This window comes from Streptomyces sp. Rer75, from assembly GCF_013414305.1.
Taxonomy (GTDB): Bacteria; Actinomycetota; Actinomycetes; order Streptomycetales; family Streptomycetaceae; genus Streptomyces; species Streptomyces himastatinicus.
In genome coordinates this window covers 1,234,441-1,259,572 of the sequence record NZ_CP058693.1, presented here as the reverse complement: position 1 = coordinate 1,259,572, position 25,132 = coordinate 1,234,441, and the positions used below count along the sequence as shown (strand labels likewise).

The 25,132-nt window shown below is 74.1% G+C and carries 24 protein-coding genes and 1 pseudogene; 8 read left to right on the top strand and 17 right to left on the bottom strand.

Annotation, left to right across the window (positions count from 1 at the left end):
* The first annotated feature begins 21 nt into the window (after nucleotides 1-21).
* Together HYQ63_RS04790 and HYQ63_RS04785 are read left to right on the top strand one after the other, a co-directional pair.
* Nucleotides 22-1,182, top strand: a complete 1,161-nt coding sequence (locus HYQ63_RS04790; protein ID WP_179932671.1) for an exonuclease SbcCD subunit D — start codon at nucleotides 22-24, stop codon at nucleotides 1,180-1,182.
* On the top strand, nucleotides 1,179-4,688 hold the full coding sequence (locus HYQ63_RS04785) for an AAA family ATPase (protein WP_179932670.1): 3,510 nt from the start codon (nucleotides 1,179-1,181) through the stop codon (nucleotides 4,686-4,688). The genes HYQ63_RS04790 and HYQ63_RS04785 overlap by 4 nt, the downstream gene beginning before the upstream one ends.
* 1 nt (nucleotide 4,689) lies before the next feature.
* Here HYQ63_RS04785 and HYQ63_RS04780 read toward each other — a convergent pair whose 3' ends face one another.
* The 7 genes and pseudogenes from HYQ63_RS04780 to HYQ63_RS04750 form a co-directional block, all read right to left on the bottom strand.
* The gene (locus tag HYQ63_RS04780) at nucleotides 4,690-5,220 is read right to left on the bottom strand and encodes a GNAT family N-acetyltransferase (RefSeq protein ID WP_257231614.1); all 531 of its coding nucleotides are present in this window, start codon (nucleotides 5,218-5,220) and stop codon (nucleotides 4,690-4,692) included.
* 232 nt (nucleotides 5,221-5,452) lie between these two features.
* Nucleotides 5,453-6,337 carry an ATP-grasp domain-containing protein gene (locus HYQ63_RS04775; RefSeq protein WP_179932669.1) on the bottom strand — a complete coding sequence of 295 codons (885 nt, stop codon included), beginning with the start codon at nucleotides 6,335-6,337 and terminating at the stop codon, nucleotides 5,453-5,455.
* 75 nt (nucleotides 6,338-6,412) lie between these two features.
* Nucleotides 6,413-8,095, bottom strand: coding sequence for a DUF885 domain-containing protein (locus HYQ63_RS04770; protein WP_179932668.1), 1,683 nt, complete (start codon nucleotides 8,093-8,095; stop codon nucleotides 6,413-6,415).
* Nucleotides 8,096-8,235: 140 nt separating this feature from the next.
* Nucleotides 8,236-9,412: pseudogene (locus HYQ63_RS04765) on the bottom strand (N-acetyltransferase family protein).
* A gap of 133 nt (nucleotides 9,413-9,545) precedes the next feature.
* The gene (locus tag HYQ63_RS04760) at nucleotides 9,546-10,082 is read right to left on the bottom strand and encodes a DUF1990 family protein (RefSeq protein ID WP_179932667.1); all 537 of its coding nucleotides are present in this window, start codon (nucleotides 10,080-10,082) and stop codon (nucleotides 9,546-9,548) included.
* 51 nt (nucleotides 10,083-10,133) lie between these two features.
* Nucleotides 10,134-11,717, bottom strand: a complete 1,584-nt coding sequence (locus HYQ63_RS04755; protein WP_179932666.1) for an alkaline phosphatase — start codon at nucleotides 11,715-11,717, stop codon at nucleotides 10,134-10,136.
* Between the two features lie 116 nt (nucleotides 11,718-11,833).
* Nucleotides 11,834-12,580 carry an SDR family oxidoreductase gene (locus HYQ63_RS04750; RefSeq protein ID WP_179932665.1) on the bottom strand — a complete coding sequence of 249 codons (747 nt, stop codon included), beginning with the start codon at nucleotides 12,578-12,580 and terminating at the stop codon, nucleotides 11,834-11,836.
* A gap of 169 nt (nucleotides 12,581-12,749) precedes the next feature.
* Between HYQ63_RS04750 and HYQ63_RS04745 the strand changes: the two genes are divergently transcribed.
* Nucleotides 12,750-13,493: a GntR family transcriptional regulator gene (locus HYQ63_RS04745; RefSeq protein ID WP_179932664.1), complete on the top strand. Its 744-nt coding sequence runs from the start codon at nucleotides 12,750-12,752 to the stop codon at nucleotides 13,491-13,493.
* 69 nt (nucleotides 13,494-13,562) lie between these two features.
* Here HYQ63_RS04745 and HYQ63_RS04740 read toward each other — a convergent pair whose 3' ends face one another.
* Complete coding sequence (locus HYQ63_RS04740) at nucleotides 13,563-14,753, bottom strand: ROK family protein (RefSeq protein WP_179932663.1); 1,191 nt, start codon at nucleotides 14,751-14,753, stop codon at nucleotides 13,563-13,565.
* A 135-nt stretch (nucleotides 14,754-14,888) separates the two neighbouring features.
* Here HYQ63_RS04740 and HYQ63_RS04735 point away from each other — a divergent pair, with 135 nt between their 5' ends.
* On the top strand, nucleotides 14,889-15,308 hold the full coding sequence (locus HYQ63_RS04735) for a hypothetical protein (protein WP_179932662.1): 420 nt from the start codon (nucleotides 14,889-14,891) through the stop codon (nucleotides 15,306-15,308).
* A 2-nt stretch (nucleotides 15,309-15,310) separates the two neighbouring features.
* On the opposite strand, the gene mug is transcribed toward HYQ63_RS04735, so the two are convergent.
* From mug to HYQ63_RS04720, 3 genes are all read right to left on the bottom strand, one after another.
* Complete coding sequence (mug, locus tag HYQ63_RS04730) at nucleotides 15,311-15,883, bottom strand: G/U mismatch-specific DNA glycosylase (RefSeq protein ID WP_179932661.1); 573 nt, start codon at nucleotides 15,881-15,883, stop codon at nucleotides 15,311-15,313.
* 4 nt (nucleotides 15,884-15,887) lie between these two features.
* Nucleotides 15,888-17,321, bottom strand: a complete 1,434-nt coding sequence (purB, locus tag HYQ63_RS04725; RefSeq protein ID WP_123106881.1) for an adenylosuccinate lyase — start codon at nucleotides 17,319-17,321, stop codon at nucleotides 15,888-15,890.
* 61 nt (nucleotides 17,322-17,382) lie between these two features.
* Nucleotides 17,383-18,153 (bottom strand): SGNH/GDSL hydrolase family protein, encoded by a 771-nt coding sequence (locus HYQ63_RS04720; protein ID WP_179932660.1) that lies wholly within the window; start codon nucleotides 18,151-18,153, stop codon nucleotides 17,383-17,385.
* Between the two features lie 67 nt (nucleotides 18,154-18,220).
* On the opposite strand from HYQ63_RS04720, the gene HYQ63_RS04715 reads away from it, so the two are divergent.
* Both HYQ63_RS04715 and HYQ63_RS04710 read left to right on the top strand, forming a co-directional pair.
* Nucleotides 18,221-18,433 (top strand): hypothetical protein, encoded by a 213-nt coding sequence (locus HYQ63_RS04715; protein WP_257231613.1) that lies wholly within the window; start codon nucleotides 18,221-18,223, stop codon nucleotides 18,431-18,433.
* Between the two features lie 146 nt (nucleotides 18,434-18,579).
* Nucleotides 18,580-18,801 (top strand): hypothetical protein, encoded by a 222-nt coding sequence (locus tag HYQ63_RS04710; protein ID WP_039936516.1) that lies wholly within the window; start codon nucleotides 18,580-18,582, stop codon nucleotides 18,799-18,801.
* 71 nt (nucleotides 18,802-18,872) lie between these two features.
* Here the strand turns inward: HYQ63_RS04710 and HYQ63_RS04705 are convergent, their stop codons facing one another.
* From HYQ63_RS04705 to HYQ63_RS04685, 5 genes are all read right to left on the bottom strand, one after another.
* Nucleotides 18,873-19,877 carry a hemolysin family protein gene (locus HYQ63_RS04705; RefSeq protein WP_179932659.1) on the bottom strand — a complete coding sequence of 335 codons (1,005 nt, stop codon included), beginning with the start codon at nucleotides 19,875-19,877 and terminating at the stop codon, nucleotides 18,873-18,875.
* Complete coding sequence (locus HYQ63_RS04700) at nucleotides 19,874-21,241, bottom strand: hemolysin family protein (RefSeq protein WP_179932658.1); 1,368 nt, start codon at nucleotides 21,239-21,241, stop codon at nucleotides 19,874-19,876. Before HYQ63_RS04700 ends, HYQ63_RS04705 begins: the two co-directional genes overlap by 4 nt.
* A 114-nt stretch (nucleotides 21,242-21,355) precedes the next feature.
* Nucleotides 21,356-21,781: a GNAT family N-acetyltransferase gene (locus tag HYQ63_RS04695; RefSeq protein ID WP_179932657.1), complete on the bottom strand. Its 426-nt coding sequence runs from the start codon at nucleotides 21,779-21,781 to the stop codon at nucleotides 21,356-21,358.
* 96 nt (nucleotides 21,782-21,877) lie between these two features.
* The gene (locus HYQ63_RS04690; protein ID WP_179932656.1) at nucleotides 21,878-22,849 is read right to left on the bottom strand and encodes a TIGR03621 family F420-dependent LLM class oxidoreductase; all 972 of its coding nucleotides are present in this window, start codon (nucleotides 22,847-22,849) and stop codon (nucleotides 21,878-21,880) included.
* 54 nt (nucleotides 22,850-22,903) lie between these two features.
* A complete protein-coding gene (locus HYQ63_RS04685) occupies nucleotides 22,904-23,698 on the bottom strand; it encodes an ABC transporter ATP-binding protein (protein WP_179932655.1) in 795 nt (264 codons plus the stop codon).
* A gap of 100 nt (nucleotides 23,699-23,798) precedes the next feature.
* On the opposite strand from HYQ63_RS04685, the gene HYQ63_RS04680 reads away from it, so the two are divergent.
* Nucleotides 23,799-24,056, top strand: a complete 258-nt coding sequence (locus HYQ63_RS04680) for a hypothetical protein (protein WP_179932654.1) — start codon at nucleotides 23,799-23,801, stop codon at nucleotides 24,054-24,056.
* On the top strand, nucleotides 24,053-24,424 hold the full coding sequence (locus tag HYQ63_RS04675) for a hypothetical protein (RefSeq protein WP_009712939.1): 372 nt from the start codon (nucleotides 24,053-24,055) through the stop codon (nucleotides 24,422-24,424). Before HYQ63_RS04680 ends, HYQ63_RS04675 begins: the two co-directional genes overlap by 4 nt.
* Nucleotides 24,425-24,435: 11 nt before the next feature.
* Here the strand turns inward: HYQ63_RS04675 and HYQ63_RS04670 are convergent, their stop codons facing one another.
* On the bottom strand, nucleotides 24,436-25,107 hold the full coding sequence (locus tag HYQ63_RS04670) for a class I SAM-dependent methyltransferase (protein ID WP_179932653.1): 672 nt from the start codon (nucleotides 25,105-25,107) through the stop codon (nucleotides 24,436-24,438).
* Between the last annotated feature and the right edge of the window lie 25 nt (nucleotides 25,108-25,132).

Sequence of the window (25,132 nt, the reverse complement as noted above, 5' to 3'; positions counted from 1 at the left end):
CGTGCGGGTCGGAGTCGATCGTTGAGAATTCTGCACACCTCCGACTGGCACCTCGGACGGTCCTTCCACCGCGTCAGCCTGCTCGCGGCGCAGCGGGAGTTCCTCGACCACCTCGTCGCGACCGTCCGGGAGCGGGAGGTGGACGCCGTCCTCGTCGCGGGGGACGTCTACGACCGGGCCGTACCGCCGCTGGCCGCCGTCGAGCTGTTCGACGACGCCCTGCACCGGCTCGCCGACCTCGGCGTACCGACCGTCATGATCTCCGGCAACCATGACTCGCCCCGGCGGCTGGGCGTCGGCGCCGGGCTCATCGAGCGGGCCGGGATCCATCTGCGCACCGACCCCGCCGGGTGCGGCACCCCCGTCGTCCTCGCCGACCGCCACGGCGACGTGGCCTTCTACGGTCTGCCGTACCTCGAACCCGGCCTGGTGCGCGAGACGTTGGACGCGCCCGCCGCCGGACACCCTGCGGTCCTCGGCGCCGCCATGGACCGGGTGCGCGCCGACCTCGCCACCCGGCCGCCCGGCACCCGGTCCGTCGTCCTCGCGCACGCCTTCGTCACCGGCGGCGCGGTCAGCGACAGCGAACGGGACATCACCGTCGGCGGAGTCGCCTCCGTCCCCGCCGACGTCTTCGACGGCGTCGACTATGTGGCGCTCGGGCATCTGCACGGCTGTCAGACCCTCACCGAGCGGATCCGCTACTCGGGCTCGCCGCTCGCGTACTCCTTCTCCGAGGCCGCGCACCGCAAGTCCATGTGGCTCGTGGAGCTGGGCGCGGACGGCGCGCTCGCCGCCGCCGAGCGCGTCGACTGCCCCGTACCGCGCCCGCTGGCCCGCCTCCGGGGGCCGCTGGAGGATCTGCTCGCCGACCCGGACCTCGCCCGGCACGAGACGGCGTGGGTCGAGGCGACGCTGACCGACCCGGTGCGGCCGTACGAGCCGATGGCCCGGCTCGCGGCCCGCTTCCCGCACGTCCTCAGCCTGGTCTTCGACCCGGAGCGGCCCCCCGACGACCCGCTCGCCTCCTACGCGCAGCGGCTGCGCGGCCGCACCGACCGGGAGATCGCCGAGGACTTCGTGGCCCACGTACGGGGCGGGCGGGGCCCGGACGCGCGCGAATCCGTGCTGCTCGGCGACGCCCTCGAAGCCGTCAGGACGTCAGGGGAGGACCCGCGATGAGGCTCCACCGGCTGACCGTCACCGCCTTCGGCCCCTTCGGCGCCACCCAGCACGTCGACTTCGACGAGCTGTCGGCCGCCGGGCTCTTCCTGCTGCACGGGCCGACCGGCGCGGGCAAGACCTCCGTCCTCGACGCCGTCTGCTACGGCCTGTACGGGCAGGTGCCCGGCGCCCGGCAGGGCAGCGGCCTCTCCCTGCGCAGCGACCACGCCGACCCGCTGACCCCGACCGAGGTCGTCCTCGAACTCACCGTCGGCGAACGGCGCTTGGAGATCACCCGGCGGCCCGAGCAGCCCCGGCCCAAGAAGCGCGGCACCGGGGTGACCCGGGAGAAGGCGCAGAGCCTGCTGCGCGCCTACGATGCGGACTCCCGCACCTGGAAGGCGCTCAGCCGCTCGCACCAGGAGATCGGTGCCGAGATCGAACAGCTGCTGGGCATGAGCCGGGATCAGTTCTGCCAGGTGGTGCTGTTGCCGCAGGGCGACTTCGCCCGCTTCCTCCGCGCGGACGAACCGGCCCGGGCCAAGCTGCTGGGCAGGCTCTTCGACACCAGCCGCTTCGCCGCCGTCGAGGAGCGGCTCGCCGAGCAGCGGCGGGCCGCCGAGAAGCGCGTCATCGGCGGTGACGAACGGCTCCTCGCGCTCGCCCACCGCATGGCCCAGGCCGCGGGCCGCTCCGCCGAACTGGACGCGCACCCGCTCCCGGAGGCCGCCGCCGGGGAACCCGGCCTGGCCGACGCCGTCCTGGAGTGGGCCGCCCTCGCCCGCGCGGGCGCGCGCGAACGCCGGGACATCGCGGCGTCGGCGCTGCGCGGCGCCGAAGCCGTGCACGAGGCCGCCCGGCGGGCGGCGGACGCGGAGAGCGAGCGCGCCGCACTCCAGCGCCGCCACGCCGAGGCGCGGCGCCGCGCGGACGACCTGGAGCTGCGCCGGGCCGAACGCGACCGGCTGCACGCCCTGTTGGACCGCGCCCGCGCCGCCGACGCCGTGGCACCCGCCCTGGACCTCCGCACCACCGCCGCCCACGCCCACCGACGCGCCGCCGCCGCCGAACGCACGGCCCGCACCCACCTGGCCACCGATCCGGCCCTGGAAGCCCTGGCCCACGTCCCCGCCCAGCGCCCCTCCGCCGAGCCGGACGCGCGGGAGGACGCCCGAACCACCGGGCCCGAGCCCGCAGCCACGGTGCCGCCCGCACGCGGCACCAGCCCATCGGGCGAGCCCGACGCCCCCATGCCGGGGCGGGATGGGAACGGCGACCCGCGCGGGTCGTCGGAGGCGGCCGAGCCCGGAGACACGGCCGGTGCGGGCGGCGTACCGCCCGCGCGCGGCGCCGTGGCGCCCGGGGAGACCGCGCCGGACGACCGGGCTGCCGTGCGGGGCGGGCGAGGTGCCGCGTCGCCGCGGATGTCCGGTGACGGACCGTCGGCCGGGCCCGCCGGGCGCGGGACCGTCGTCGGGCAGGCGGGGCCCGAGGCTGCCGACGCGGGCGGTGCGGTACCGGGCGCGGGCGATGGCCTCGCGGTCGGCGAGGAGGGCGCGGCCGGGCCGCGGGAGCGCTCCGGTGGGTCGTTGGCCGAGGCTGGGGCCGAGTGGTTGGGGCTGGTGGAGCGGCGGGTGCGGGGGGAGTTGGGGGCGCTGGCGGCGGCTCGGCGGGGCGAGGAGCGGGCCCGGGCCGTGGTGACGGAGATCGCGGAGCTGGACCGCGAGGCGCGGGCCGATGACGAGGCCATCGAGGAGGCCGCCCAGTGGCTCGCCGGATGGGAGTCGGTGCGGCTCGCGCATCAGGCGCGCATCGAGGCCGCGCAGGAGGCCGCCACCCGGGCCGAGCAGCTCGGCGCGCGGATCGAGCCCGCCGAGCGGCGGCTCGACGCCGCCCGCGAGCGCGACCGCCTCGCCGCGCTGGTGGAGCGGGCGCGGGAGGAGCTGTTGCGGTGTCGTGAGCGGGCGGGCGCCGCCCGGGAGGGCTGGCTGGACCTCAAGGACCGGCGGCTGCGCGGGATCGCCGCCGAGCTGGCGGCCGGGCTGCGCCCGGGGGAGCCGTGCGCGGTGTGTGGCGGGTGTGAGCATCCGAGCCCGGCGCGTCCGGGGGCGGGGCATGTGGACCGTACGGCGGAGGAGGCCGCGGAGGAGGAGTACCAGCGGGCCGAGGCGGGCCGCGAGGAGGCCGAGCGCCGGTCGCAGCGGTTGAAGGAGGCGCTGGCGGGCGCGGAGGCCGGGGCGGACGGCGGCACGGTGGAGGCGCTGGACCGCGCCCTGGCCGAGGTGCGCACCGCGTACGCCGAGGCCCGCGACGCGGCCGCGGACGGGCACGACGCCCGCGCGGCCCTCGACCGGGCCGAGGGCGAGCACGCCCGGCGGCTGGCCCAGCGGCAGGAGGCCGAGCGGCGTTCGGCGGGCCGTACGTCGCACCGCGAGGCGCTGGTCCGGGAGCGGGCCGCGCTGCTGGCCGAGCTGGACCAGGCCCGCGGCGGGGACGCCACGGTGGCCGAGCGCGCGGCGCGGCTGGAGCGGCAGGCGGAGCTGCTGGCGCGGACGGCCGAGGCGGTGCGGGAGGCCGAGGCCGCCGCACGGCGGCTGAAGGAGGCCGACGCGCATCTCGCCGACGCCGCGTACCGCGCGGGCTTCGACACGCCGGAGGCGGCGGCCGACGCCGTACTCTCCGCGGACCGGCGGCGCGAGGCGCAGCGTCGCCTGGACGAGTGGCAGACGGAGGCGGCGGCCGTCGCGGCGGAGCTGTCCGATCCGCGGCTCGCCGCCGCGGCGCGGGAGCGCCCCGCCGACCTCGCCGCGGCGCGGGCCGCCGCGGACGCGGCCACCCGCACCCTGCGCGACGCCTCGGCGGCCGACGCGGCGGCCCGTACCCGCTGCCAGGAGCTGGACGGGCTCTCCGCGCAGGCCGTCGAGGACGCGCGGCGGCTCGCGCCGCTGCGCGAGGAGTACGACCGGGTCGCCCGCCTCGCGACCCTCGCCGCCGGCACCTCCGCCGACAACGAGCGCCGGATGCGGCTGGAGGCGTATGTGCTGGCCGCGCGGCTGGAACAGGTGGCGGCCGCGGCCAGCGCGCGGCTGCGGCACATGTCCTCCGGGCGCTACACCCTGGTGCACTCCGACGCCCGGACGGGCGGCCGCGGCCGCTCCGGGCTCGGGCTGCACGTCATCGACGCCTGGACCGGCCGCGAGCGCGACACCGCCACCCTCTCCGGCGGCGAGACCTTCTTCGCCTCGCTCGCCCTGGCGCTCGGGCTCGCCGATGTCGTCACGGACGAGGCGGGCGGGGTCCGGCTCGACACGCTCTTCATCGACGAGGGGTTCGGCAGCCTGGACGAACAGACCCTGGACGAGGTGCTGGACGTCCTGGACTCGCTGCGCGAACGGGACCGTACGGTCGGCATCGTCAGCCATGTCGCGGATCTGCGCCAGCGGATCCCGGCACGGCTGGAGGTGGTGAAGGGGCGCGAGGGATCGGCGGTGCGCCACCGCACCGCTACGGCGGCCCTGGGGTGACTCAGACCCCTGTGGCGGCGCGCTGGTAGACGTACAGGTCGCCGCGGTCCGCCGTGCGCGAGAAGTCCGCGCGGAGCAGCACCCGCTGGGAGGGGATGTTCCACGGCTCGGTGGTGGCGATGACGGTGTGGACCTCCGGCCGTTCCGCGGTCCACTCCATCAGCAGCCGCAGGGCGCCGGTGGCCCAGCCCGCGCCGCGCGCCGAGTGGGACAGGTCGTAGCCGACCTCCACCTCGCCCTCGCCGGGGGCGGGCGGGCCGTGGAAGCCGATGCTGCCGAGGGCGACACTGTCCTCGGCGCGCAGGATGGCGAAGGTGCCCCAGGGTGAGCGGTAGTACCCCGCCGCCGCGGCGCGGGCGGTCATTCCGGCGGCGCCGATGGACGCGTCGCCGGGGACGCCGTCGACCCAGTCCAGGTCGCCGGGCTTGCCGTCGGCGATCACGGCCGCGTCCCCGGGCGTGTGCTCGCGCAGCGTCATCCGGCCGTTCCGCAGCACGAACCGGCCGTTCTCGTGCCCCTGCTGGTACGCCACGTGGGCCCCTCCTCGCCGGGACGCGGCGAGGGTGCGCGCGGCCCAGCGTGACTGTACTCGGCCGGCGCGGCTAGGGGGTGTCTTGTCGATCAGGCTGGATCAGCGAGCGGCGTCTGGTGCGGTGGCTCGCAACCCGCGTGAGGAGAGCGCAGCGGCGCTGCGTGCGACGAGCGCGGGGCCGCGAGGTGCCGTGCCAGGCGTCGGGAGCCCGGCATGATCGGCAAGACACCCCCTAGCGCGCAGCGGCCGTGGTGAGGGCGGTGAACAGGGGCTTTGCCCCGGTGGTCCGCGGCAGGCCGCTGACCTGGGCGTCTCCCGCCTCCACCACGCGCCAGCGGCCGTCCTCGTGGAGGGCGAGGTCCGTGGTGATGAAGCGGCAGGCCAGTTGGCGGACTGCGGAGGCCACCTCGGACAGGTCCGGGGCGGGGGTCAGACCGGGCGTGTCGGGGTGGGGGCCTATGAGGGCGGGTTCGCCGTCGAGCCACCAGACCCGGGCCTCGCCCACCGGCCGGTACGGCTCGTACGCGCGCAGCACCACACCGCCGGTGAGGTGGCTGCCTTGCAGCTGCACGAAGCGGGTGACCACCGAGGCCAGGCGGGCGGTGTCGGCGAGGTCGGGGACGTAACACGCCTCGGACCACTCGTGTTTGCGGGACTTGACCCAGTCCTTCACCACTGCCGGGCCCGCGCCGCCCAGCCGCTCGGCCAGCCGCGCCAGCTCCTCCGGATCCACCGCCCCGCCGGGCGGCAGCGGCAGCCAGGCGCTGCGCGGGGTCAGCGGGGCGAAGACGTCGTACCAGCCGGGGAGTTCATGCGCGGTGCGGTACCGCTCGGGCGAGGTGAGCAGGGTGTGGCCGCGGTCGGCGAGGGCGGTGGACAGTTCGGCGTACCGCCCGGCGGGCAGCATCCAGCCGCGGTACCAGACGGGCCCGGCGCCGCGCTCGCCCCGCGCCACCGCGCGCACCGCGCCCGCCGCGTCCCCGGCGGTCAGGGTCTCGTGGTCGACCAGCGCGACGGACGCCCCGGTCGCGCGCACGGCCCGGGCCTCCTCGGCGAACTCGGGGTCGACGCGGCGCGGTGCCAGCGGATCGCGGGAGAACAGGAACACGGGACGCATGAAACGGACCATAGGAACCGGGGCGGCCGGGGCACAACACGATTGCCGATACGGCCGGCCGCCCCTTCCCGCCCGTCAGAGCGCGGACAGCTCCGCCACCAGGTCGTCCAGCCCCAGCGACCCCTGCGACAGCGCCGCCATGTGCCACTTCTTGGCGTCGAAGGCGTCGCCGTGCGCCTTGCGGGCCGCCTCCCGCCCGGTCAGCCAGGCCCGCTCGCCCAGCTTGTAGCCGATGGCCTGGCCCGGCATCCCCAGGTAGCGCACCAGCTCGCTGTCGAGGAAGTCCGCGGGGCGGCCGCAGTGCAGCCCGAAGAACTCCCGCGCCAGCTCCGGCGTCCAGCGCTCACCGGGGTGGAAGGGCGAGTGGCCGGGGATCTCCAGCTCCAGGTGCATGCCGATGTCGACGATCACCCGCAGCGCCCGCATCATCTGCGCGTCGAGGTAGCCGAGCCGCCGCTCCGGGTCGGTCAGATAGCCCAGATCGTCCATCAGCCGCTCCGCGTACAGCGCCCAGCCCTCGGCGTTGGCGCTGACCATGCCGACCGTGGCCTGGTAGCGGGAGAGCCGGTCGGCGACGTGGGCCCACTGGGCGAGCTGGAGATGGTGGCCGGGGACGCCCTCGTGGTACCAGGTCGAGACCAGGTCGTACACGGGGAAGCGGGTCTCGCCCATGGTGGGCAGCCAGGTGCGGCCGGGGCGGGAGAAGTCCTCCGACGGCTGGGTGTAGTACGGGGCGGCCGCGCTCCCCGGCGGGGCGATCATCGACTCGACCCGCTTGACCCGCTCGGCCAGGTCGAAGTGGGTGCCGTCCAGCTGCTCGATGGCCTCGTCCATCAGCTCCTGGAGCCAGACCCGGGTCTCCTCGACGCCCTCGATGTGCACGCCGTGCTCGTCGAGGTGGCGCAGCGCCTCCCACGGGGTCGCGCCGGGCAGGATCTTCTCCGCCTCGGTGCGCATCTCGGCGTGGATGCGGTGGTATTCCGACCAGCCGTACGCGTACGCCTCGTCCAGGTCCAGATCGGTGCCGTTCCACATCCGGGACCAGCGCTGGTAGCGCTCGCGCCCCACCACCTCCGGGGCGCCCTCGATGCCCGGGCCGTACACATCGCGCAGCCAGTCGCGGAGGACGACCAGCGCCTCGGTGGCGGCGGCCGCGGCCTCGTCCAGCTCGGTGCGCAGCGCGTCCGGCCCCTCGGCGGTGAACTCGGCGAACCAGCTGCGGTCGGTGCCGATCCACTCGTCCAGCTGGCCGAGGACCGTGGCCACCTGCCGCGGCCCTGCGGGCAGCTCGCGCCGCAGCCCCTCGGCGAGCGAGGCACGGTAGCCCTCCAGCGCGCCGGGGACGGCCCGCAGCCGGGCCGCGATCGCCGACCAGTCCTCGTCGGAGGCGGTCGGCATCAGGGGGAAGACGCTGCGCACCGAGTGCAGTGGCGAGTGCAGATTGCTGACCGCGCGCAGCGGCTCATCCGCCTCGTGCACGGCGAGTTCGGCGGTCAGCCGCTCCCGCAGCAGCCGCCCGCAGCGTCGCTCGGCGTCGCTGTCCGCACCGGGCCGCCCCTCGGCCTCGGCCAGCCGCTCCAGGGTGGCGCGCGCCAGCTCGGCGGCGGCCTCGGCGCCCGCGGGGGAGAAGTCGGGGAGGCGGCGTGCGCTCTCGGGAACGCCCAGGTAGGTGCCGGTGATCGGGTCGAGTTCGATGAGGTCGTCGACGTAGGCGTCGGCGACCTGTCGGGGCAGCGGAGCGTTCATGGAATCGGACATGGGGCCATCCTCGTACGGCCGGGGGTGCGGCGTCATCAGCGTAGGCATGTCATGCGCCTGCGTGGCCTCCGGAGGGTGGAGGCCAGGACACGCACCACCCCGGACCGGGGCCCGGGGCGGCGGCCCCGGGCCCCGGGTGCTCAGCGGCCGCTGCCCGGCGCCGGGGCGGGCACCTGGGCGGGGGCCAGCTCGGCGGTGACCACGAGTGTGCCCTGCTCGATCTGGTAGTCCAGCGGCAGCCCGAGGGCGCGCATCGCCGCGACCATCCCGGTGTTGGCCGAGTGGGTGACCGCGTAGACGCAGCCGCTGCCCGTCTCGGAGGCCATCGCGACCAGCCGCCGCAGCAGCTCCCCGCCGATGCCGCGGCGCTGCCACGCGTCCTCGACGATCAGCGCGACCTCGGTCTCGTCCCCGTCCCACAGCAGATGGCCGAGCGCGACCAGCCGCCCGGAGGCGGTGTACGCGGCGAGGGTCCGGCCATAGCGCGGGCTGAGCAGATGGTCCAGGTAGCGGTCGGCGTCGCCGACCGGGCCGTGGTAGCGCCGCCCGAGCGTGGCGGCCGAGCACCGCTGGTGCATCGCGCGGGCCTCGGCCAGGTCCCGGGTGTCGGCCCGGCGCACGGTGACCTCGTTGCCCTCGGGCAGCGTCAGCACATCGCGGCGGTGCGGCAGCCGCGGGCCGAGCCGGGCGTCCAGCTCGACCAGCGCGCGGGCGCGCGCGAACTCGGTCGGGGTGAACGGCAGATGGGGCCGCTCGATGGTGAGCGCCCCGCCGGACGGGTCCCGCAGCCGCATCACGGTCTCCTCCAGCACCCCTTCGACCGGCGGCGTGTCCTCCAGCGGACGGCCGCCGAGCGAGGTGGCCGGAAGCGAGTGGATGGTGCAGCGGCCCAGCAACTGGCGGAGCGCGAGCGGCAGTTCGGCGCCGTCCAGCGCGGTACGGGTCGCCAGCGTCAGCACCCGGGTCGGCGCGTCCACCAGATCGTGGGTGTCGGCGCGCTCGATCCAGGTGTCGCTGCCGCCCCCGGCGGCGATCGCGCGCTTCAGCTCGTCGACCGGTACGGCGGCGGGGGCGCGCAGCAGGAACTCGTCCACGGTCCCCTCGGCCAGCGGATGGGTCGGTCGTCCGTATACGCCACGTGGAGTCCTCCGGGGCGCCCGCGGCCTCGGCCGCATCGGTCCGCACGTCGTCCGCGGGCTCCGGTGAGGATTCCGGCACCGGCGGGGCGTGGCCGTGTAGTCGCCGCCACCAGGTGGGCAGCCGCCAGCGGTTACGGGGCCGGGTCGGGTGGGGGTCGTGTGTCGCTCGAGGAGTCATGGAAAACAGCCTCGCGCAAGGGTGTTGCGTGATCACAAACGCTCTGTGACCTATGGGTTAAGTGTGCATCTGCTCGGAGAAGCTAGTTTTGTCCGAGATTAATCTGTCGGAGATTCAAAGGTGGCGGATTCTCCTATCCCGCCGCCCGGCCCCCGGCCGCCAGCCGCCGCAGCACCCGCCCGCAGCGGCGCGCGTACGCCCGCTGGAAGAACGGCACCAGCGGCGCCACCGCCCGGGTCAACCGTACCGCCGGGCGGCTGAACGCCGTGACCGTCAGCCACACCGAGCCGTCCCGCTCCAGGCTCACCACGAACGACTCCTCGCCGCGCTCCGGATGGCCGGGCAGCGTCCCGTACGCGAAGCCAGCTGCCGTCCCGTCCGCCACCGTCCACACCACCTCGCACGGCGCGCGCAGCCGCAGCGGCCCGGCCCCCAGCCCCACCACGACCGTCCGCCCCTCGGCGGCGGGCCCGTCGGTGCGGATCGTGACCCCGACGGCCCGGTGCATCCGCCACTCCAGCACCGCGCGCCCCGCCGCCTCGAACACCTCCGGACCCGTCCCGATCCGGGACCGCACCCGCAGATGGCCGTATCCGGCGGGCAGCGGCCGGTGCCGGGTGGCGCCCACCTCCGGGTAGGTGAGGCGGGAGGACGGAACGCGGGAGGCCATGGTCGGTACGGTACGCGCCCCCGGGGACGCGTACCGCACACGTCGGCTTCGCTATTGGCCGACCAGCCCCGGCTTGAGCGCCTTGGTGTACAGCACCGTCCCGCCCACCTCCAGCAGCCGGACCGTCAGCTCGCCGCTGTCGCCGTCGATCTCCACCTCGCCGTAGAACTGGTAGCCCTCGGCGGGCGAGACGTTCGCCCGGTCCGGCGCCTTGAGATACGGCTGCTCCGGGCCGAACGTGCCGTCCAGCTTCACCGCCGGGAAGGAGCCCGCGTTCAGCGGACCGGTGACGAACTCCCAGAACGGCGCGAAGTCTTTGAACGCCGCCCGCGACGGGTCGTAGTGCTGCGCCGAGGTGTAGTGGACGTCCGCCGTCAGCCACACCGTGCCGGTGATCTTCTGGTGCTTGATGTGCCGCAGCAGCTCCGCGATCTGGAGCTCACGGCCCAGCGGGGCGCCGGGGTCGCCCTGCGCCACCGCCTCGAAGTCGCTCTTCCCGTCCGGGACCACCAGGCCAAGCGGCATGTCGCAGGCGATCACCTTCCACACCGCGCGCGACCGCGACAGCTCCCGCTTCAGCCACCGCAGCTGCTCGGCGCCCAGGATGCCCTGGGTGTCCTCCGGCTGGCGGCCCGGCGAGTTGGCGTCGCGGTACGTACGGCAGTCCAGCACGAACACATCCAGCAGCGGGCCGTGGTGCTGCACCCGGTACACCCGGCCGCTCGCGTCCGGCCGCAGGCTGCTGATCGGGAAGTACTCGGCGAACGCCTGCCGGGCGCGGGCCGCCAGCACGTCCACCTTCTTCTCGGTGTAGCGGTCGTCGGCCAGGATCTCGCCCGGGTACCAGTTGTTCACCACCTCGTGGTCGTCCCACTGGGTGATGGTCGGCACCTCGGCGTGGAACCGGCGCAGATTCTCGTCCAGCAGGTTGTAGCGGAAGTTGCCGCGGTACTCGTCCAGGGTCTCGGCGACCTTGGCCTTCTCCGGCGTCATGATGTTCCGCCAGGTGGAGCCGTCGGGCAGCTTGACGGTCTCGGTGAGCGGGCCGTCGGCGTAGATGTTGTCGCCGCTGCACAGGAAGAAGTCGGGGTTGCGGCGGCGCATCTCCTCGAAGACCCGGTAGCCGCCCTGGTCCGGGTTGATGCCCCAGCCCTGCCCGGCCAGGTCGCCCGACCAGACGAAGCGCACGCCCTTGCGGCGCTCGGGCACCGTACGGAACGTCCCGTGCACCGGCTCACCGGTGCGGCGCGGGTCCTCCGGGTCGGCGAGCAGCACCCGGTAGTGCACCTGGCTGCCGGCCGGCAGGCCGTGCAGCGCGGTGCGGCCCGTGAAGTCCGTGCCCGGCCCGAGCAACGGCCCCTGCCAGCGGCGCGGGCGCGTGAAGGACTCCGTCGCGGAGGTCTCCACGATCATCCGGGCCGGGCGGTCGGAGCGCACCCACACCAGACCCGAAGACGTCGTCACATCGCCCGTCTGCACGCCCCACCGGGCGCTCGGGCGACCCGACAGCGCCTGCGCGGGCGCGGCCGACGCCACCCCCGACGCCCCGGCGGGCAGCGCCAGCGCCGCGGACGCGGCGGCCGACCCCTGGAGCACCGCGCGCCGCCCGATCCTTCTGCCGGATTCCCTCGCCATGGTGGAGCCTCCCGTTGCTCGTAGAACAGCTGTGCCGGTCTGTTGCTATCGGTGCGAGATGCCTCATTCCCGAACGCACAGTAAACAGCAGGCTGTTCCAAAGAGATCCGGCGCGGCTACAGCCCGCCCGCCACCCGGAGCACGGCTCCCGTCGTGTACGACGCCTCCGGGGAGAGCAGCCACGCCACCGCGCCCGCGATCTCCTCCGGCTCGCCCGGCCGCCCCATCGGCACCCGCTCCGGATTCCGCCACGGCCGCTCCGGGTCGCCCATCTGCGCGTGGATGTCGGTCAGCGTCATGCCCGGCTGGACCGAGTTGACCCGGATCCCCTCCGCGGCCAGTTCCTTCGACAGGCCCACCGTCATCGCGTCCACGGCCGCCTTGCTGGCCGCGTAGTGCACGTACTCCCCGGGGCTGCCGGTCGTCGCCGCACCGGAGGAGATGTTGACGATGGCGCCGCCGCGGCCGCCGTGCCGGGTGGACATCTCGCGCGCCGCGCGCCGCGCGCACAGCAGGGCGCCGGTCACGTTGACGTCCACGACCCGCCGCATCACCTCGGGCGAGGTTTCGGTGAAGCGGCCCAACGGCCCGGTGATCCCGGCGTTGTTGACCAGCCCGGTGATCGGGCCCAGCTCGTCCCGCACCGTGTCGAACATCGCCTCGACCTGGTCCTCGGCGCTCGTGTCCGCCTGGACGACGGCGGCCCGCACCCCCTCCGCGCGCACCAGCTCCGCGCACCGCTCGGCGGCATCCCGGGCCTGCTCGTAGCCGATGGCGACGCTGTGCCCGGCGCGTGCCAGCCGCACCGCCACCGCCGCCCCGATGCCACGACTGCCGCCCGTCACGACCGTGACCAGGTCCATTACCTCAGCTCCGCCCCGTTACCGTCCCTGATGGAATGATCATGACGATAGCTGATCGGGCATTGGTCTTGACCAAGTATGGGCCCCGTCCTATGGTCGCATTGATACTGCAACAATGTTTAATAAATAAGCACGCATAAATCAGCTCGCATAACAGGGGGAGATCAGGGTGGGGACCACACAGCTCGACTCGGTGCCGGAGCCGAAGTACTGGCATCTGAAGACCGTGCTCAGCGACGCGCTCGACTCGGAGTTCGCGGTCGGGGAGATCCTGCCCAACGAGCGTGAGCTGGCCGCCCGTTTCGGCGTCGCCCGCGCCACCCTCCGGCAGGCCCTCGAACAGCTGGAGCTGGAGGGCAGGCTTCAGCGCCGCCGTGGAGTCGGCACCACCGTCGCGCCGCCGCGCGTCGGCGTGGCCGTCGGGGACTACACCCACACCTGGACGGAGGCGGGCGACGACACCTGGAGTTGCGTCGACAGCGTCGAGGCGGTGCCGCCCGCCGCGGTCGTGCGGCTCCTCGACACCGAGCCCGACGCCCCCGTGCACCAGGTGCGGCGCACCCGGGTGAGCCAGGGCCAGCCGCTCGCCGCCGAGCTGCTGTACGTACCGGACGCGTCCGTTCCCGGCCTCGCCGCCATCGACACCCCCAGCGGACTGGCCCGCGCCCGTGCCGTGCTGCGCGAGCTGAGCCGGCTGAAGCTGGAGGGGCGGGAGCAGTCGGTGGAGCTGGGGTCGGCCCGGGCGGACGACGCCAAGGAGCTGGACCGGCTGCCCGGCGCGCCCGTCCTCGTGGTGACCACCCGCTATGTGGCGGAGAACCGCACCGCGGCGGTCGCCGTGGCCACCTACCGCGCCGACACCTGCCGCCTCACCTTCGGCGACCCGAACGGCGTGGAGCTGCTGGCGGGCTGATCCGGCGGCGGGCCGAAAGGGTCTCGGTCCGGTCGCGGGCCGACAGGGGCTCAGCGACCGGCAAGGTCCTCAGCGACCGGCGCGGCGCGCGGTGACCGTGCTGTCCACCGCGAACAGCTCCGCCTCCACATGGTCCAGCGCCAGCCGCAGCGCGCCCGTCGTCACCGCGGCCTCGCCCAGCAGCGACTGGGCGACCTGCGGCGGGCGCAGACAGTAGCGGGCCAGCTCGTCGCGGAGCGGGCCCAGCATGCCGTCGAGCCCCGCGGCCCAGCCGCCCACCACGACCACCTCGGGGTCGAGCGCCAGCACCAGGGCCGCCGTGTCGTGCACCAGCCGCCGGATGAAGCGGTCCACGGCCGCGCGCGCCCGGGAGTCGCCGTCCCGGGCGAGCGCGAAGACCCGTACGACCTGCGCCTCGTCCAGCGGGTTCAGCGGTTCCCCGGTGGTGGAGAGCACCTGTTCCGGGCTGGCCTCGCGGCCCAGCAGATGCAGGGCGCCGATCTCCCCGGCCGCGCCGCCGTAGCCGCGGTGCAGCCGCCCGCCGATCAGCGACCCGGCGCCGGGGCTCAGCCCGGCCAGCACGAAGACGACGTCGTCCGAGCCGACCGCGGCGCCCTTCCAGTGCTCGGCCACGGCCGCGGTGTTCGCGTCGTTCTCCACCAGCACCGGGCACCGGAAGGAGCGCCGCAGCCGCTCGCCTAGCGGCAGGCCCGTCCAGCCCGGCAGGGCGGTGCACAGATGGACGGTGCCGTCGGCCTCCACGATGCCGGGGCTGCCCACGCCGACCGCCCGCAGCGAGTGGCGTTCGACCCCGGCGTGCCGGAGCAGCTCCGCGACGGCGGCCCGCACCCGCTCCAGCCGCTCGTCCGCCGGTGCCTTCTCGGACACCTCGTGCACCGTCGAGCCGAGCGCTCGTCCGTCCAGGTCCGACAGCAGGGCGGCGACCCGGTGCGCCCCTATCTCTATGCCCAGCAGATGCCCGGCCTCGGCGCGGAAGCGGAAGCGGCGCGCGGGGCGGCCCTGGCGGCGGACGCCGCCCTCCTCGGCGGGCACCTCCGCCGCGAGCCCGCTGTCGATCAGCCCGTCGACCACCCCCTCGACCGTGGGCCGGGACAGGCCGGTGGCCAGGGTGAGGTCGGTGAGGGACGCGGAGGCGGCGTCCGGCGGAACGGACGCTTTGGCGGCGCGCAGCGCCTGGAGCACCACGGCGGAGTTGATGCGCCGCAGCAGGGACGGATCCCCGCCGGTCAGCCGCCCCACGTCGGACCCCCTCCCACTGCGTCTGTGCCGGATCGTATCTGCTGGGGGCGGGCACGGCGAGCCACCTGCGAACCCGTGCCCGCCCGGGCACCTGACGGGCGGCCAGATGTCGGTGCCGGGTTGTTTACTGATGGCATGACCAGTACGGCGGACCACCTGGCCACGATCGACGCGCTCCGGGCCCGGGACTTTCCCGCGCAGCGCCGCGGCCCGGGGTTCCACGTCGCCGACCTCCGGGTGAGCGAGGACTTCTGGGACGCGGACCTGACCCGGGTGGAGGAGATGCTGGAGGAGTTCGAGGCCGAGCTGGGCGTCCTCGTGCAGGTGCTGACCTTACGGTGGGGCGCCCCTCGGGTCCTCGACCTCGCGGACGTCCTGGAGCGCTCGGCGATGGGGGAGCCGGTTCCGCCGCCGCTCGATGACCTGTGCGGCTATGTGCCCGAGCTGTACGTCTGGCGCGTGGACGGGCGCTGGGTCGGGCTCGGGGTGGGGCAGGGCGACCGTGAGCTGCCGTTCCAGCTGCTGGTGGCGATAGGGGAGTCGGGCGTCGGCTGACGTCAGGCGGTGCCCTGGTCTCCTGCGCCGGCGTTCGCCTCGGCGGCGGCGCGCAGCCGGGCGTACTCCTCCGCCATCGTCGCCTTCGTCCAGTGCGCGTTGAGCCCGCTGGGGTTGGGCAGCGCCCAGATCCGGGTGTCCCCGATGGTCCGCTCCTGCGGGCCGATCTTCGCCCGCTTGTCGCCGAACGCGACCCGGTAGGCGGTGACGCCCGCCACCGCGAGCCAGCGCGGCCGCAGGCGGCGGACCTTCTCCTCCAGGATCCGGCCGCCCTCCCGGTACTCCTCGTCGGACAGTTCGTCGGCCCGCGCGCTGGCCCGGGCGACCACATTGGTGATGCCCAGACCATAGGACGGCAGTTCCCCCTGCTCGGAGGGGTGCAGCAGCCTCGGGGTGAAACCCGAGGCGTGCAGCACGGGCCAGAACCGGTTGCCGGGGCGGGCGAAGTGGTGGCCGGTGGCGGCGGTCATCAGCCCGGGGTTGATGCCGCAGAAGAGGACCCGCAGACCGCCCCCGACCACATCGGGCACGAGGCGGTCGCGGGCGGCCTCCAGTTCGTCGGGCGTCAGGGGCACGGCGTCAGAGGATCGACGCCGGTGCGTACGCCGCGGCCTCGGGGTGCTGCTTGATGATCTCCTCGATCCGGCCGACCACCGTGCCGACCTGGTCGGCGGCGGCGCCCGTGAAGGACAGCTTGTCGGCCATCAGCGCCTCCAGCTCCGCCCGGTCCAGCGGAATCCGCTCGTCGGCGGCGAGGGAGTCGAGCAGCTCGTTGCGCTCGGCGCCCTGCTCGCGCATCGCGAGGGCGGCGGCGACCGCGTGCTCCTTGATCGCCTCATGGGCGATCTCGCGGCCCACCCCGGCCCGCACGGCGCCCATCAGCACCTTGGTGGTGGCGAGGAAGGGCAGGTAGCGGTCCAGTTCGCGGGCGACGACGGCGGGGAAGGCGCCGAACTCGTCGAGCACGGTCAGGAAGGTCTCCAGCAGCCCGTCGAAGGCGAAGAACGCGTCCGGCAGCGCGACGCGGCGCACCACCGAGCAGGACACATCGCCCTCGTTCCACTGGTCGCCCGCCAGCTCGCCGGTCATCGAGGCGTAGCCGCGCAGGATCACGGCGAGGCCGTTGACGCGCTCGCAGGAGCGGGTGTTCATCTTGTGCGGCATCGCGGACGAGCCGACCTGGCCCGGCTTGAAGCCCTCGGTCACCAGCTCGTGCCCGGCCATCAGCCGGATCGTCTTGGCCAGTGAGGACGGGGCCGCGGCCAGCTGCACCAGGGCGGTGACGACCTCGTAGTCCAGCGAGCGCGGGTAGACCTGGCCGACCGAGGTGAACGCCTGCGCGAAGCCCAGGTGACCGGCGATCCGCCGCTCCAGCTCGGCCAGCTTCTGGGCGTCCCCGCCGAGCAGGTCCAGCATGTCCTGCGCGGTGCCGACCGGGCCCTTGATGCCGCGCAGCGGGTACCGGCCGAGCAGCTCCTCCACGCGCCCGTAGGCGACCAGCAGCTCGTCCGCCGCGGTCGCGAAGCGCTTGCCGAGCGTGGTGGCCTGCGCGGCGACGTTGTGCGAGCGGCCCGCCATCACCAGCTCGGCGTGGTCGGCGGCCAGCTTGCCGAGCCGGGCCAGCACGGCGACCGTACGGTCCCGCACCAGCTCCAGGGAGAGCCTGGTCTGGAGCTGCTCGACGTTCTCGGTGAGGTCGCGGGAGGTCATGCCCTTGTGGACGTGCTCATGACCGGCGAGTGCGTTGAACTCCTCGATGCGGGCCTTCACATCGTGCCGGGTGACCTTCTCGCGCTCGGCGATCGAGGCGAGGTCGACGTCCTCCAGGACCCGTTCGTAGTCGGCGAGGGCGGTGTCCGGCACCTCGATGCCCAGGTCCTTCTGGGCACGCAGTACGGCGAGCCACAGCCGCCGCTCCAGCGTCACCTTGTACTCGGGGGACCACAGGACGGCCAGCTCCGCGGAGGCGTAGCGGCCGGCCAGGACGTTCGGAATGCGCGGCTTACCAGTCACGTGCACAGAGTCTACTGGGCGTATCCCCAGGCCAGACCGGTGCCCACCGGCCCGGCCCGGGTCAGCCCTCGTAACGGAGGAGTTCGGCCCGCTTCGGGGCCCGGCCGTCGCCCGAGGAACGGCCCGTCAGCCGCCGGGCGATCCACGGGCCCAGGTGCTCGCGGGCGAACCGCGCGTCCGAGGTGCGGCGGGCCAGCCAGCCCGGGCGGACCGCGGGCGGCAGCGGCGCGTCCCAGTCCTCCTCCGGCTCGTGGCCCAGCGCCTGCCACACGGCCTCGGCGACCCGACGGTGCCCCTCGGCGTTCAGATGGAGCCGGTCGTCCGCCCACATCCGGGGATCGCCGACCGCCTCGGAGGCGTACAGGTCCACGACCGTCGCGTCATGCCGTACGGCCAGCTCGTCCACGAAGGAGAACAGCCGCTCCATCCGCGGGTGGAACCGCTCCATCACCGGACCGCGCCGCCCGGGACTGCGCATCAGCACCAGCTGCTTGCAGCTCGGCGCGAGCCGCTCGGCCGCCTCCTCCAGCAGGCCGCACACCCGGCCGATGTCGCATTTCGGCCGCAGGACGTCGTTCCCGCCGCCGACCAGCGTCACCAGGTCCGCGCCCATCGCGGCGGCCGGGCCCGTCTGCTCGTCCACGATCTGGCCGATCAGCTTCCCGCGCACCGCGAGATTGGCGTACCGGAAGCCGGGGGTGCGGGCCGCCAGCCGGGCGGCGAGCAGATCCGCCCAGCCGCGGTAGCCGCCGTCCGGGAGGGCGTCGGACATGCCCTCGGTGAAGGAGTCGCCGACCGCGACAAAGCTTGTATAGGTGGTGTTCGTCTGCATGGCTCGGACGATCTTATCCGGTGCACGCGGGCTGCGCGGAGGCCGAGGCGCGCGCATCATGAGCCGCATGGCGATGACCCACATCTATTTCGAGGGCGGAGCCCGGAACGGGACGACGGCGAGCTGGAACCTCGAACCCGGCGCGGACATCTACGACGACAACATCTTCCGGCCGCCCGAGCTGTACCGGCGGACGGACCGCACCAAGGTGATCGGGCACGTCGAATACGTCGTCTTCCGCTACGACCCGGCGGGCGGGCGCCCCGGCCGCCGCCCCTGAGCCCTTGCGGCGGATGGCCGGGAATCTCCGGCCGAGGCGGCGCGCGGATGCAAACGGGTCGCTCGGTTGGGCGGAGCAGGGTTCCGGACGGAGCCGAGTAGGGCAGTCTGGTCCGCGTGGATGCCTTTGAATGCGACCGTACGACCATGGCGATCGTCGCCGCCGCCCTCGCCGACGACGGTGAGGGTGCGGCGGCCCTGCTGGAGCCGCTGGAGACGCGCGATGTGTGCCGGGTCGCCGTCCGGCTCGCCGCGATGGCCGCCGACGCGCTGCTGGCCGTCGCCGAGGAGGGCGGCGGCGGACGGGAGGAGGCGCTGGCGCACTGGCAGGCGTGCATCATCGCCCATGAGTCCAGACGGGACCAGTGACGGCCCGGCTCCGCCGCTCCCCGTCACACCGCCTCGTCACGTTCGCCGCGCGCGCCGCCTCGTCGTGCTCGTCACGCCACCAGCAGGCGCAGCACGTCCTCCATCGTGACCAGGCCCTCCAATCGCCCCTCCGCGTCGATGACGGGCGCGAGATGGGTGCCGCTGTCGCGCATCGCGGTGAGCACGTCGTCCAGCGGCATCTGCGACCGCACCCGGGCGACCGGCCGCAGCTGATCGGGGCGGAACGGAACGTCGCGCGGATGTGCGTCCAGCGCGTCCTTCACATGCAGATAGCCCAGCATCCGCCCGGAGTCGTCGATCACGGGGAATCGGGAGAAGCCCGTTTCGGCCGACATCCGCTCCAGCTCCTCGGGGGTCACCCCGCTCCGCGCCGAGACCACCCGGTCCATCGGCAGCACCACGTCCCGCACCGGCCGCCGGCCCAGCTCCAGCGCGTCCCGCAGCCGCTCGGCACCGCGGTCGTCCAGCAGCCCGGCCTCGCTGGAGTCCGCGACCATGCGGGCCAGTTCGTCATCCGAGAAGGTCGCCGCCACCTCGCCCCGGGGCTGGACCCGCATCAGCTTCAGCAGTCCGTTGGCGAACGCGTTGACTGCGAAGATGACCGGGCGCAGCGCCCGCGCGAGCCCCACCAGCGACGGCCCGAGCAGCAGCGCGGAGCGCACCGGCTCGGCCAGCGCCACGTTCTTCGGCACCATCTCGCCGACCAGCATGTGCAGATACGTCGCCAGGCTCAGCGCGATCACGAACGAGACGGGATGCACCAGCCCGAGCGGCAGCCCGGCCGCGTGGAACAGCGGCTCCAGCAGATGCGCGATGGCCGGTTCCGCGACGGCACCCAGCACCAGCGTGCACAGCGTGATGCCGAGCTGGGCCGCGGCCAGCAGCGCGGAGACGTGTTCGAGCCCCCACAGCACGGCCCGCGCCCGGCGGTCGCCCCGCTCGGCGTACGGTTCGATCTGGCTGCGACGCACCGAGATCAGGGCGAACTCGGCGCCCACGAAGAAGGCGTTCGCGACCAGCGTCAGCAGGCCGATCAGCAGCTGGACGGCGATCATGGGCCCGCCCCGCCGTCGTCCCGGCCGTGGTCCCCGCCGTGGCCCCGCCGGTGGCCATGGGGGAGCGGGGCGTGCAGCCGTACCCGGGCGGCGCGGTGGCCCGCCGCGTTCACCACCTCCACCCGCCAGCCCTCCGGCCGGATCGTGTCGCCCACGACCGGGATGCGGCCCAGCTCGGCCGCGATCACCCCGGCCAGCGTCTCGTACGGCCCCGGGGGCACCCGCAGCCCGATCGCCTCCAGCTGATCGACCCGGGCGGCGCCGTCCGCGTCGTACACCGCCCGGCCCTCGGCGTCCTCGCCCGCCGGGGCAAGGCCGGGGGTCTCGTGCGGATCGTGCTCGTCGCGTACCTCGCCGACCACCTCCTCGACGATGTCCTCCAGGGTGACGACCCCGGCCGTACCGCCGTACTCGTCGATGACCACGGCCATGCTGCGCCTGACCGAGAGTCGGTCCAGCAGCCGGTCCACGGTGAGCGACTCGGGGACCAGCAGGGCCTCGTGCATCAGCTCGGACACCGGATGGCGCGGCCGCGCCTCGGCGGGGATCGGGAGGACGTCCTTGATGTGGACGATGCCGGCCACCGCGTCCAGGCTGTCGCGGTGGACGGGGAAGCGGGACAGGCCGGTGGCGCGGGTCGCGTTGGCGACGTCCTCGGCGGTGGCCCGTACGTCCAGCGCGATCACCTGCACCCGGGGCGTCATCACGTTCTGCGCGGTCAGCCCGCCCAGATTGAGGGTGCGGACGAAGAGCTCCGCGGTGTCCTCCTCCAGCGAGCCCGCCTTCGCGGAGTGCCGGGCGAGCGCGATCAGCTCCTGCGGGCCGCGCGTCGACGCCAGCTCCTCGATGGGCTCCAGGCCCATCCGGCGCACCAGGTGGTTGGCGGTGTTGTTGAGGTGGGTGATCAGCGGGCGGAAGGCCGCGCTGAAGACGCGCTGCGGAGTGGCGACGGCCCGCGCGACCGGCAGCGGACGGGAGATCGCCCAGTTCTTGGGGACCAGCTCGCCGACCACCATCATCACCACCGTCGACAGGGCGGTGCCGATGACGAGGGCCACCGAGTGGGAGGCGGAGCGGGGCACCCCGAGCGCGGTGAGCGGCCCGCCCAGCAGCGCGGCGATGGACGGCTCGGCGAGCATGCCCACGACCAGGTTGGTGACGGTGATGCCGAGCTGGGCGCCGGAGAGCTGGTACGTCAGCCCGCGCACGGCCTTCAGCGCGCTCGCCGCACCGCGCTCGCCGCGCTCCACCGCCTGCTCCAGCTCGCCGCGCTCGACCGTGGTCAGCGAGAACTCCGCCGCCACGAAGGCACCGCATGCGAGCGCCAGCAGGAGCGCCACGACCAGGAGGAGGACTTCGGTCATCGGTTCACCTCCGTCCCATGATCCGGCAGGGCCCGGAGGAGCGCGCGACGGGAGACGCCGCGCACTCTCATCGTAAGGGCGCGGCAAAGGCCCGCGTGAGCGCAAAGGCCCGCGTCAGGGCGTCAGCGGCTTCACCCAGCGGCTCCACTGCGGCTCCCGGGCGTAACCGGCCGCGCTCCACGCGTGGTGGGCGAGCGCGTTCGCGTCGAGCACCATGGCGTCCCCGCGCCGCCCGCCCAGCGCCGCGAACCGCTCCTCGGCCGCCGCGAGCAGCGCGGTCGCCACGCCCCGGCGGCGGTGGGCGGGGTGGACGGCGAGCCGGTACAGATGGCAGCGCCAGCCGTCGAAGCCCGCTATGACGGTCCCGGCGAGCGCCCCCTCCCGCTCGGCCAGCAGCAGCGACTCGGCGTCCCGGGCGATCAGCCGGGCCACCCCGTCCCGGTCGTCGCTGATGCTCGTCCCTTCCGCGGCCTCGCGCCAGAAGGCGAGCACGGTGTCGACATCCGAGGGGGTGGCGTGGCGGATTCGAAGATCACTCATGGGGTGAGCCAAGCAGAGCGCCGGACCCTCTCGCGAACGGTTTCCGGGGGCTTCAGTGGGTACGGGGGTGCAGCGGGCGCCAGGACCGTACGTCCATCACGCTCCGTGCAGCTCCTCGATCACCTGGGCGAAGGTCTCCATGTGGTGCTCGAGCACGGTGAAGTACGAGAAGCCGAAGCGCTCGCGGTGGGCCCGCAGCTGGTCCGCCATGTCCTTGGGGCTGCCCAGCAGCAGCGCGGGGTGGTCCAGCAGTTGTTCCTCGGTGAGGTCGGGGGCATACGGCTTCAGCTCGCGGGCCTTGGCGCGGCGGGCGTCGGTGTTCTCGACCATCTGGATCAGATAGTTCAGCTCGGCGGGCCCTGCCCCCGCCGTGGCCCCCGCCGTGGCCTCGGCCCCGGTCTTGGCCCCGGTCTTGGCTTCGGCTCCGGTCTTGGCCTCGGCTTCGGCTTCGGCGGCGAAGCGGTGGAAGGCCGCCACCCGCTCCTCCAGCGCCTCCGGGCTGATCATCTTCATCGGGCCGGGCGCGTCGTCCGGAGCCTGGACCGCGCCCGTGAAGGCCGCGATCTCCGCGTGGCGCGCGGCCACCCGCAGCAGCCGGTTGCCGTTGCCGCCCAGCAGCAGGGGCGGGCGCGGGGTCTGCGCGGGCCGCGGCTGCTGCTCGGGATCGGTCAGCAGCCGCTCCAGCTCACGGACGGTGCGCTCCAGGTGGTCCACCCGCTCGCGCGGCGACCCGAACGGCAGCCCGGCGCTGTCGTGCTCGGCCTTCACGTACCCCGCCCCGAGGCCCAGTTCCAGCCGTCCCCCGGTGAGCGCGTCGCAGGTGGCCACCGCGCGGGCCAGCAGGGCCGGGTTCCAGAAGCCCAGGTTGAGGACGAAGGTGCCGAGCCGCGGCCGCTCGGTGACTTCGGCGGCGGCCACCAGCGCGGCGAACGGCGCGGGCAGGCCCAGATGGTCGGGGACCAGCAGGACGTCGTAGCCCAGCCGGTCGGCGCGGCGGCACTTCTCCCGCCATGCCGGGGCTGATTCGAGCGTGAGCAGATTGACTCCGAAACGGAACGGCCGTGCCATGAGCCCTCCTTGATCGAGAATGACCCGAACCTATCGGAGTACAGCGCTCATTGGTCAGCCCTCGTGCGTCGTGTACGCCCGGGTGAAGATCTGCATGCGGCCCAGCACCGAGTCGGCCGTGGGCCGCTCCATCCGGTCCACGATCCGGCCGTCGTCGAGGAAGAGCACCAGGTCGGAGTGGGCGGCCGCGCTCGGGTCATGGGTCACCATGACCACCGTCTGCCCCAGCTCGTCCACCGCCTCGCGCAGGAAGGTCAGCACCTCCAGGCCCGCCCGCGAGTCCAGGTTGCCGGTCGGCTCGTCCGCGAAGATCAGCTCGGGGCGGGAGGCCAGCGCCCGGGCGCACGCCACCCGCTGCTGCTGGCCGCCGGACAGCTGGGAGGGCCGGTGCTTGAGGCGGTCCCGCAGCCCGAGGGTGTCGATGACCCGCTCCAGCCACTCCGGGTCGGGCTTCTGGCCCGCGATGTCCATGGGCAGGGTGATGTTCTCGGCCGCGTTCAGGGTGGGCAGCAGGTTGAAGGACTGGAACATGAAGCCGATCCGGTCGCGGCGCAGCTGGGTCAGTCGGCGGTCGTCGAGCCCGGTGATCTCGGTGTCGCCCAGCCAGACCTGGCCCGAGGAGACCGTGTCGAGGCCCGCCAGGCAGTGCATCAGCGTGGACTTGCCGGAACCGGACGGCCCCATCACCGCGGTGAACCGGCCCCGCTCGATCTCCACGTCCACCGCGTCCAGGGCGATCACGGCGGTCTCGCCGCTGCCGTACGCCTTGGTCAGGCCGCGGGCCCGGGCCGCCGGGCGGGCGCCGCCCTCCGCGTACCCGTCTGTCTTCGTTGCCGCCGGTGTGGACACAAACGCCTCCCGTGTCGGAACGGTTTGCCCTCGATGGTAGGGACCCGCCCGCTTCCGCGCGCCGTTGGCGCAGCTAGCAAATATGCGCTAGCGTGATGGTGTGGCTAAGACACAGCTGAACGTCCGGGTCGACGAAACCACCGCTGAGGTGGCCCGGGAGCGTGCGCTACAGCGGGGAGTGAGCGTGAACCGCTACATCGAAGAGCTGGTGCGGCAGGACGCGGGCGAGGTGGGCCACAAGTTCGTGGAGGCCGCGGCCGACTTCATGAAGCAGTACCAGTCCGTCTTCGACGAGGAATTCGGCCGGGACGTCGGACGTGAACCCGGTCGGGAGCTCGGGGGCGAAGCGCGCCGTTGACCGTGCGTATCGATCTCGCCTGGCTTCTGATGATCGCCGAACACAACACCCCGGGGGATCCGCGCGTCACCGATTACGGTGCGCTGGTCGCCGCCGTGAGCCGCCACGAAGCGGAGATATTCGGCACCCCGATCTACCCCGAACCGCAGGAGCGGGCCGCCGCGCTGTTGCAGCTGCTGCTTCTGGTCCCGGCCCTGGAGCGCTCGAACGCGCTGTTCGCGTCGGCCGTCGCGTACGCGTACCTGGTGGCGAGCGGGCTGAAGGTGGCCACATCGCCGGAGCGGGTGCGGGATCTGGCGCGCCTGGTGCACGACGGCGCGGTGGATGTGCACGCGATCGCGGATGAGCTGCGCCGCTGGAGCGTCTAGCGAGACACCCCCTATGACTCCGGGCGCCGCACCACGCCCAGGGTGCAGGGCGAGGTGGGCAGCGGCAGTCCCCGTTCGGGGAGCCGCAGCGACCGGTGGGTGACGGGCTCGAAGCCCACCCGCGCCATCTCCACCCGCACCTCGCGCCCCGTGTGGCACCCGCCGAACATCAGCGGCCACACCGTCCGGTCCAGCACCCCCTGCGTCGCCGCCATCGCCCGCCCCTCGGCCCGCCCGTGCTCCAGGAACCGCAGCTCACCGCCCGGCCGCAGCACCCGCATCAGTTCGGCCAGGGTGCGCTGGACGTCCCGTACGGAGCACAGCACCAGACACGCCACCGCCGCGTCGAACGCCTCGCTCTTGACCGGCAGCGCCTCCGCGACCCCGGGCACCACGTCCACCGGCACCTCGGCCCGGTGGCCCGCCCGCACCGCCAGGCGGCGCAGATGGCGCTCGGGCTCGATGGCGACGACCTCGGAGACGGTGCTCGGGTAGTGCACGAAGTTCAGGCCGTTGCCGGCGCCGATCTCGATGACCCGGCCGGACAGCCCGGCCAGCAGCTCGTCACGGAGTTCGGCGACCCCGGCCCGTTCGTCGGCGACGGGGCTGACCTTGGCCCAGAAGCGGGCGAACAGCGGGTGGTGGACGGCTTCGCGCGGGGGCCGGGGACGGCGTACGGGCATGGGTGACACCCCTTTTCCAGCGGGA

Bases quoted from the DNA above. Each gene is read 5' to 3' on its own strand.
- HYQ63_RS04785 (WP_179932670.1), top strand. From the start codon at position 1,179: ATGAGGCTCCACCGGCTGACCGTCACCGCCTTCGGCCCCTTCGGCGCC.
- HYQ63_RS04775 (WP_179932669.1), bottom strand. From the start codon at position 6,337: ATGCGTCCCGTGTTCCTGTTCTCCCGCGATCCGCTGGCACCGCGCCGC.
- HYQ63_RS04770 (WP_179932668.1), bottom strand. From the start codon at position 8,095: ATGTCCGATTCCATGAACGCTCCGCTGCCCCGACAGGTCGCCGACGCC.
- HYQ63_RS04760 (WP_179932667.1), bottom strand. From the start codon at position 10,082: ATGGCCTCCCGCGTTCCGTCCTCCCGCCTCACCTACCCGGAGGTGGGC.
- HYQ63_RS04755 (WP_179932666.1), bottom strand. From the start codon at position 11,717: ATGGCGAGGGAATCCGGCAGAAGGATCGGGCGGCGCGCGGTGCTCCAG.
- HYQ63_RS04750 (WP_179932665.1), bottom strand. From the start codon at position 12,580: ATGGACCTGGTCACGGTCGTGACGGGCGGCAGTCGTGGCATCGGGGCG.
- HYQ63_RS04735 (WP_179932662.1), top strand. From the start codon at position 14,889: ATGACCAGTACGGCGGACCACCTGGCCACGATCGACGCGCTCCGGGCC.
- HYQ63_RS04720 (WP_179932660.1), bottom strand. From the start codon at position 18,153: ATGCAGACGAACACCACCTATACAAGCTTTGTCGCGGTCGGCGACTCC.
- HYQ63_RS04715 (WP_257231613.1), top strand. From the start codon at position 18,221: ATGGCGATGACCCACATCTATTTCGAGGGCGGAGCCCGGAACGGGACG.
- HYQ63_RS04710 (WP_039936516.1), top strand. From the start codon at position 18,580: ATGGCGATCGTCGCCGCCGCCCTCGCCGACGACGGTGAGGGTGCGGCG.
- HYQ63_RS04705 (WP_179932659.1), bottom strand. From the start codon at position 19,877: ATGATCGCCGTCCAGCTGCTGATCGGCCTGCTGACGCTGGTCGCGAAC.
- HYQ63_RS04700 (WP_179932658.1), bottom strand. From the start codon at position 21,241: ATGACCGAAGTCCTCCTCCTGGTCGTGGCGCTCCTGCTGGCGCTCGCA.
- HYQ63_RS04695 (WP_179932657.1), bottom strand. From the start codon at position 21,781: ATGAGTGATCTTCGAATCCGCCACGCCACCCCCTCGGATGTCGACACC.
- HYQ63_RS04690 (WP_179932656.1), bottom strand. From the start codon at position 22,849: ATGGCACGGCCGTTCCGTTTCGGAGTCAATCTGCTCACGCTCGAATCA.
- HYQ63_RS04670 (WP_179932653.1), bottom strand. From the start codon at position 25,107: ATGCCCGTACGCCGTCCCCGGCCCCCGCGCGAAGCCGTCCACCACCCG.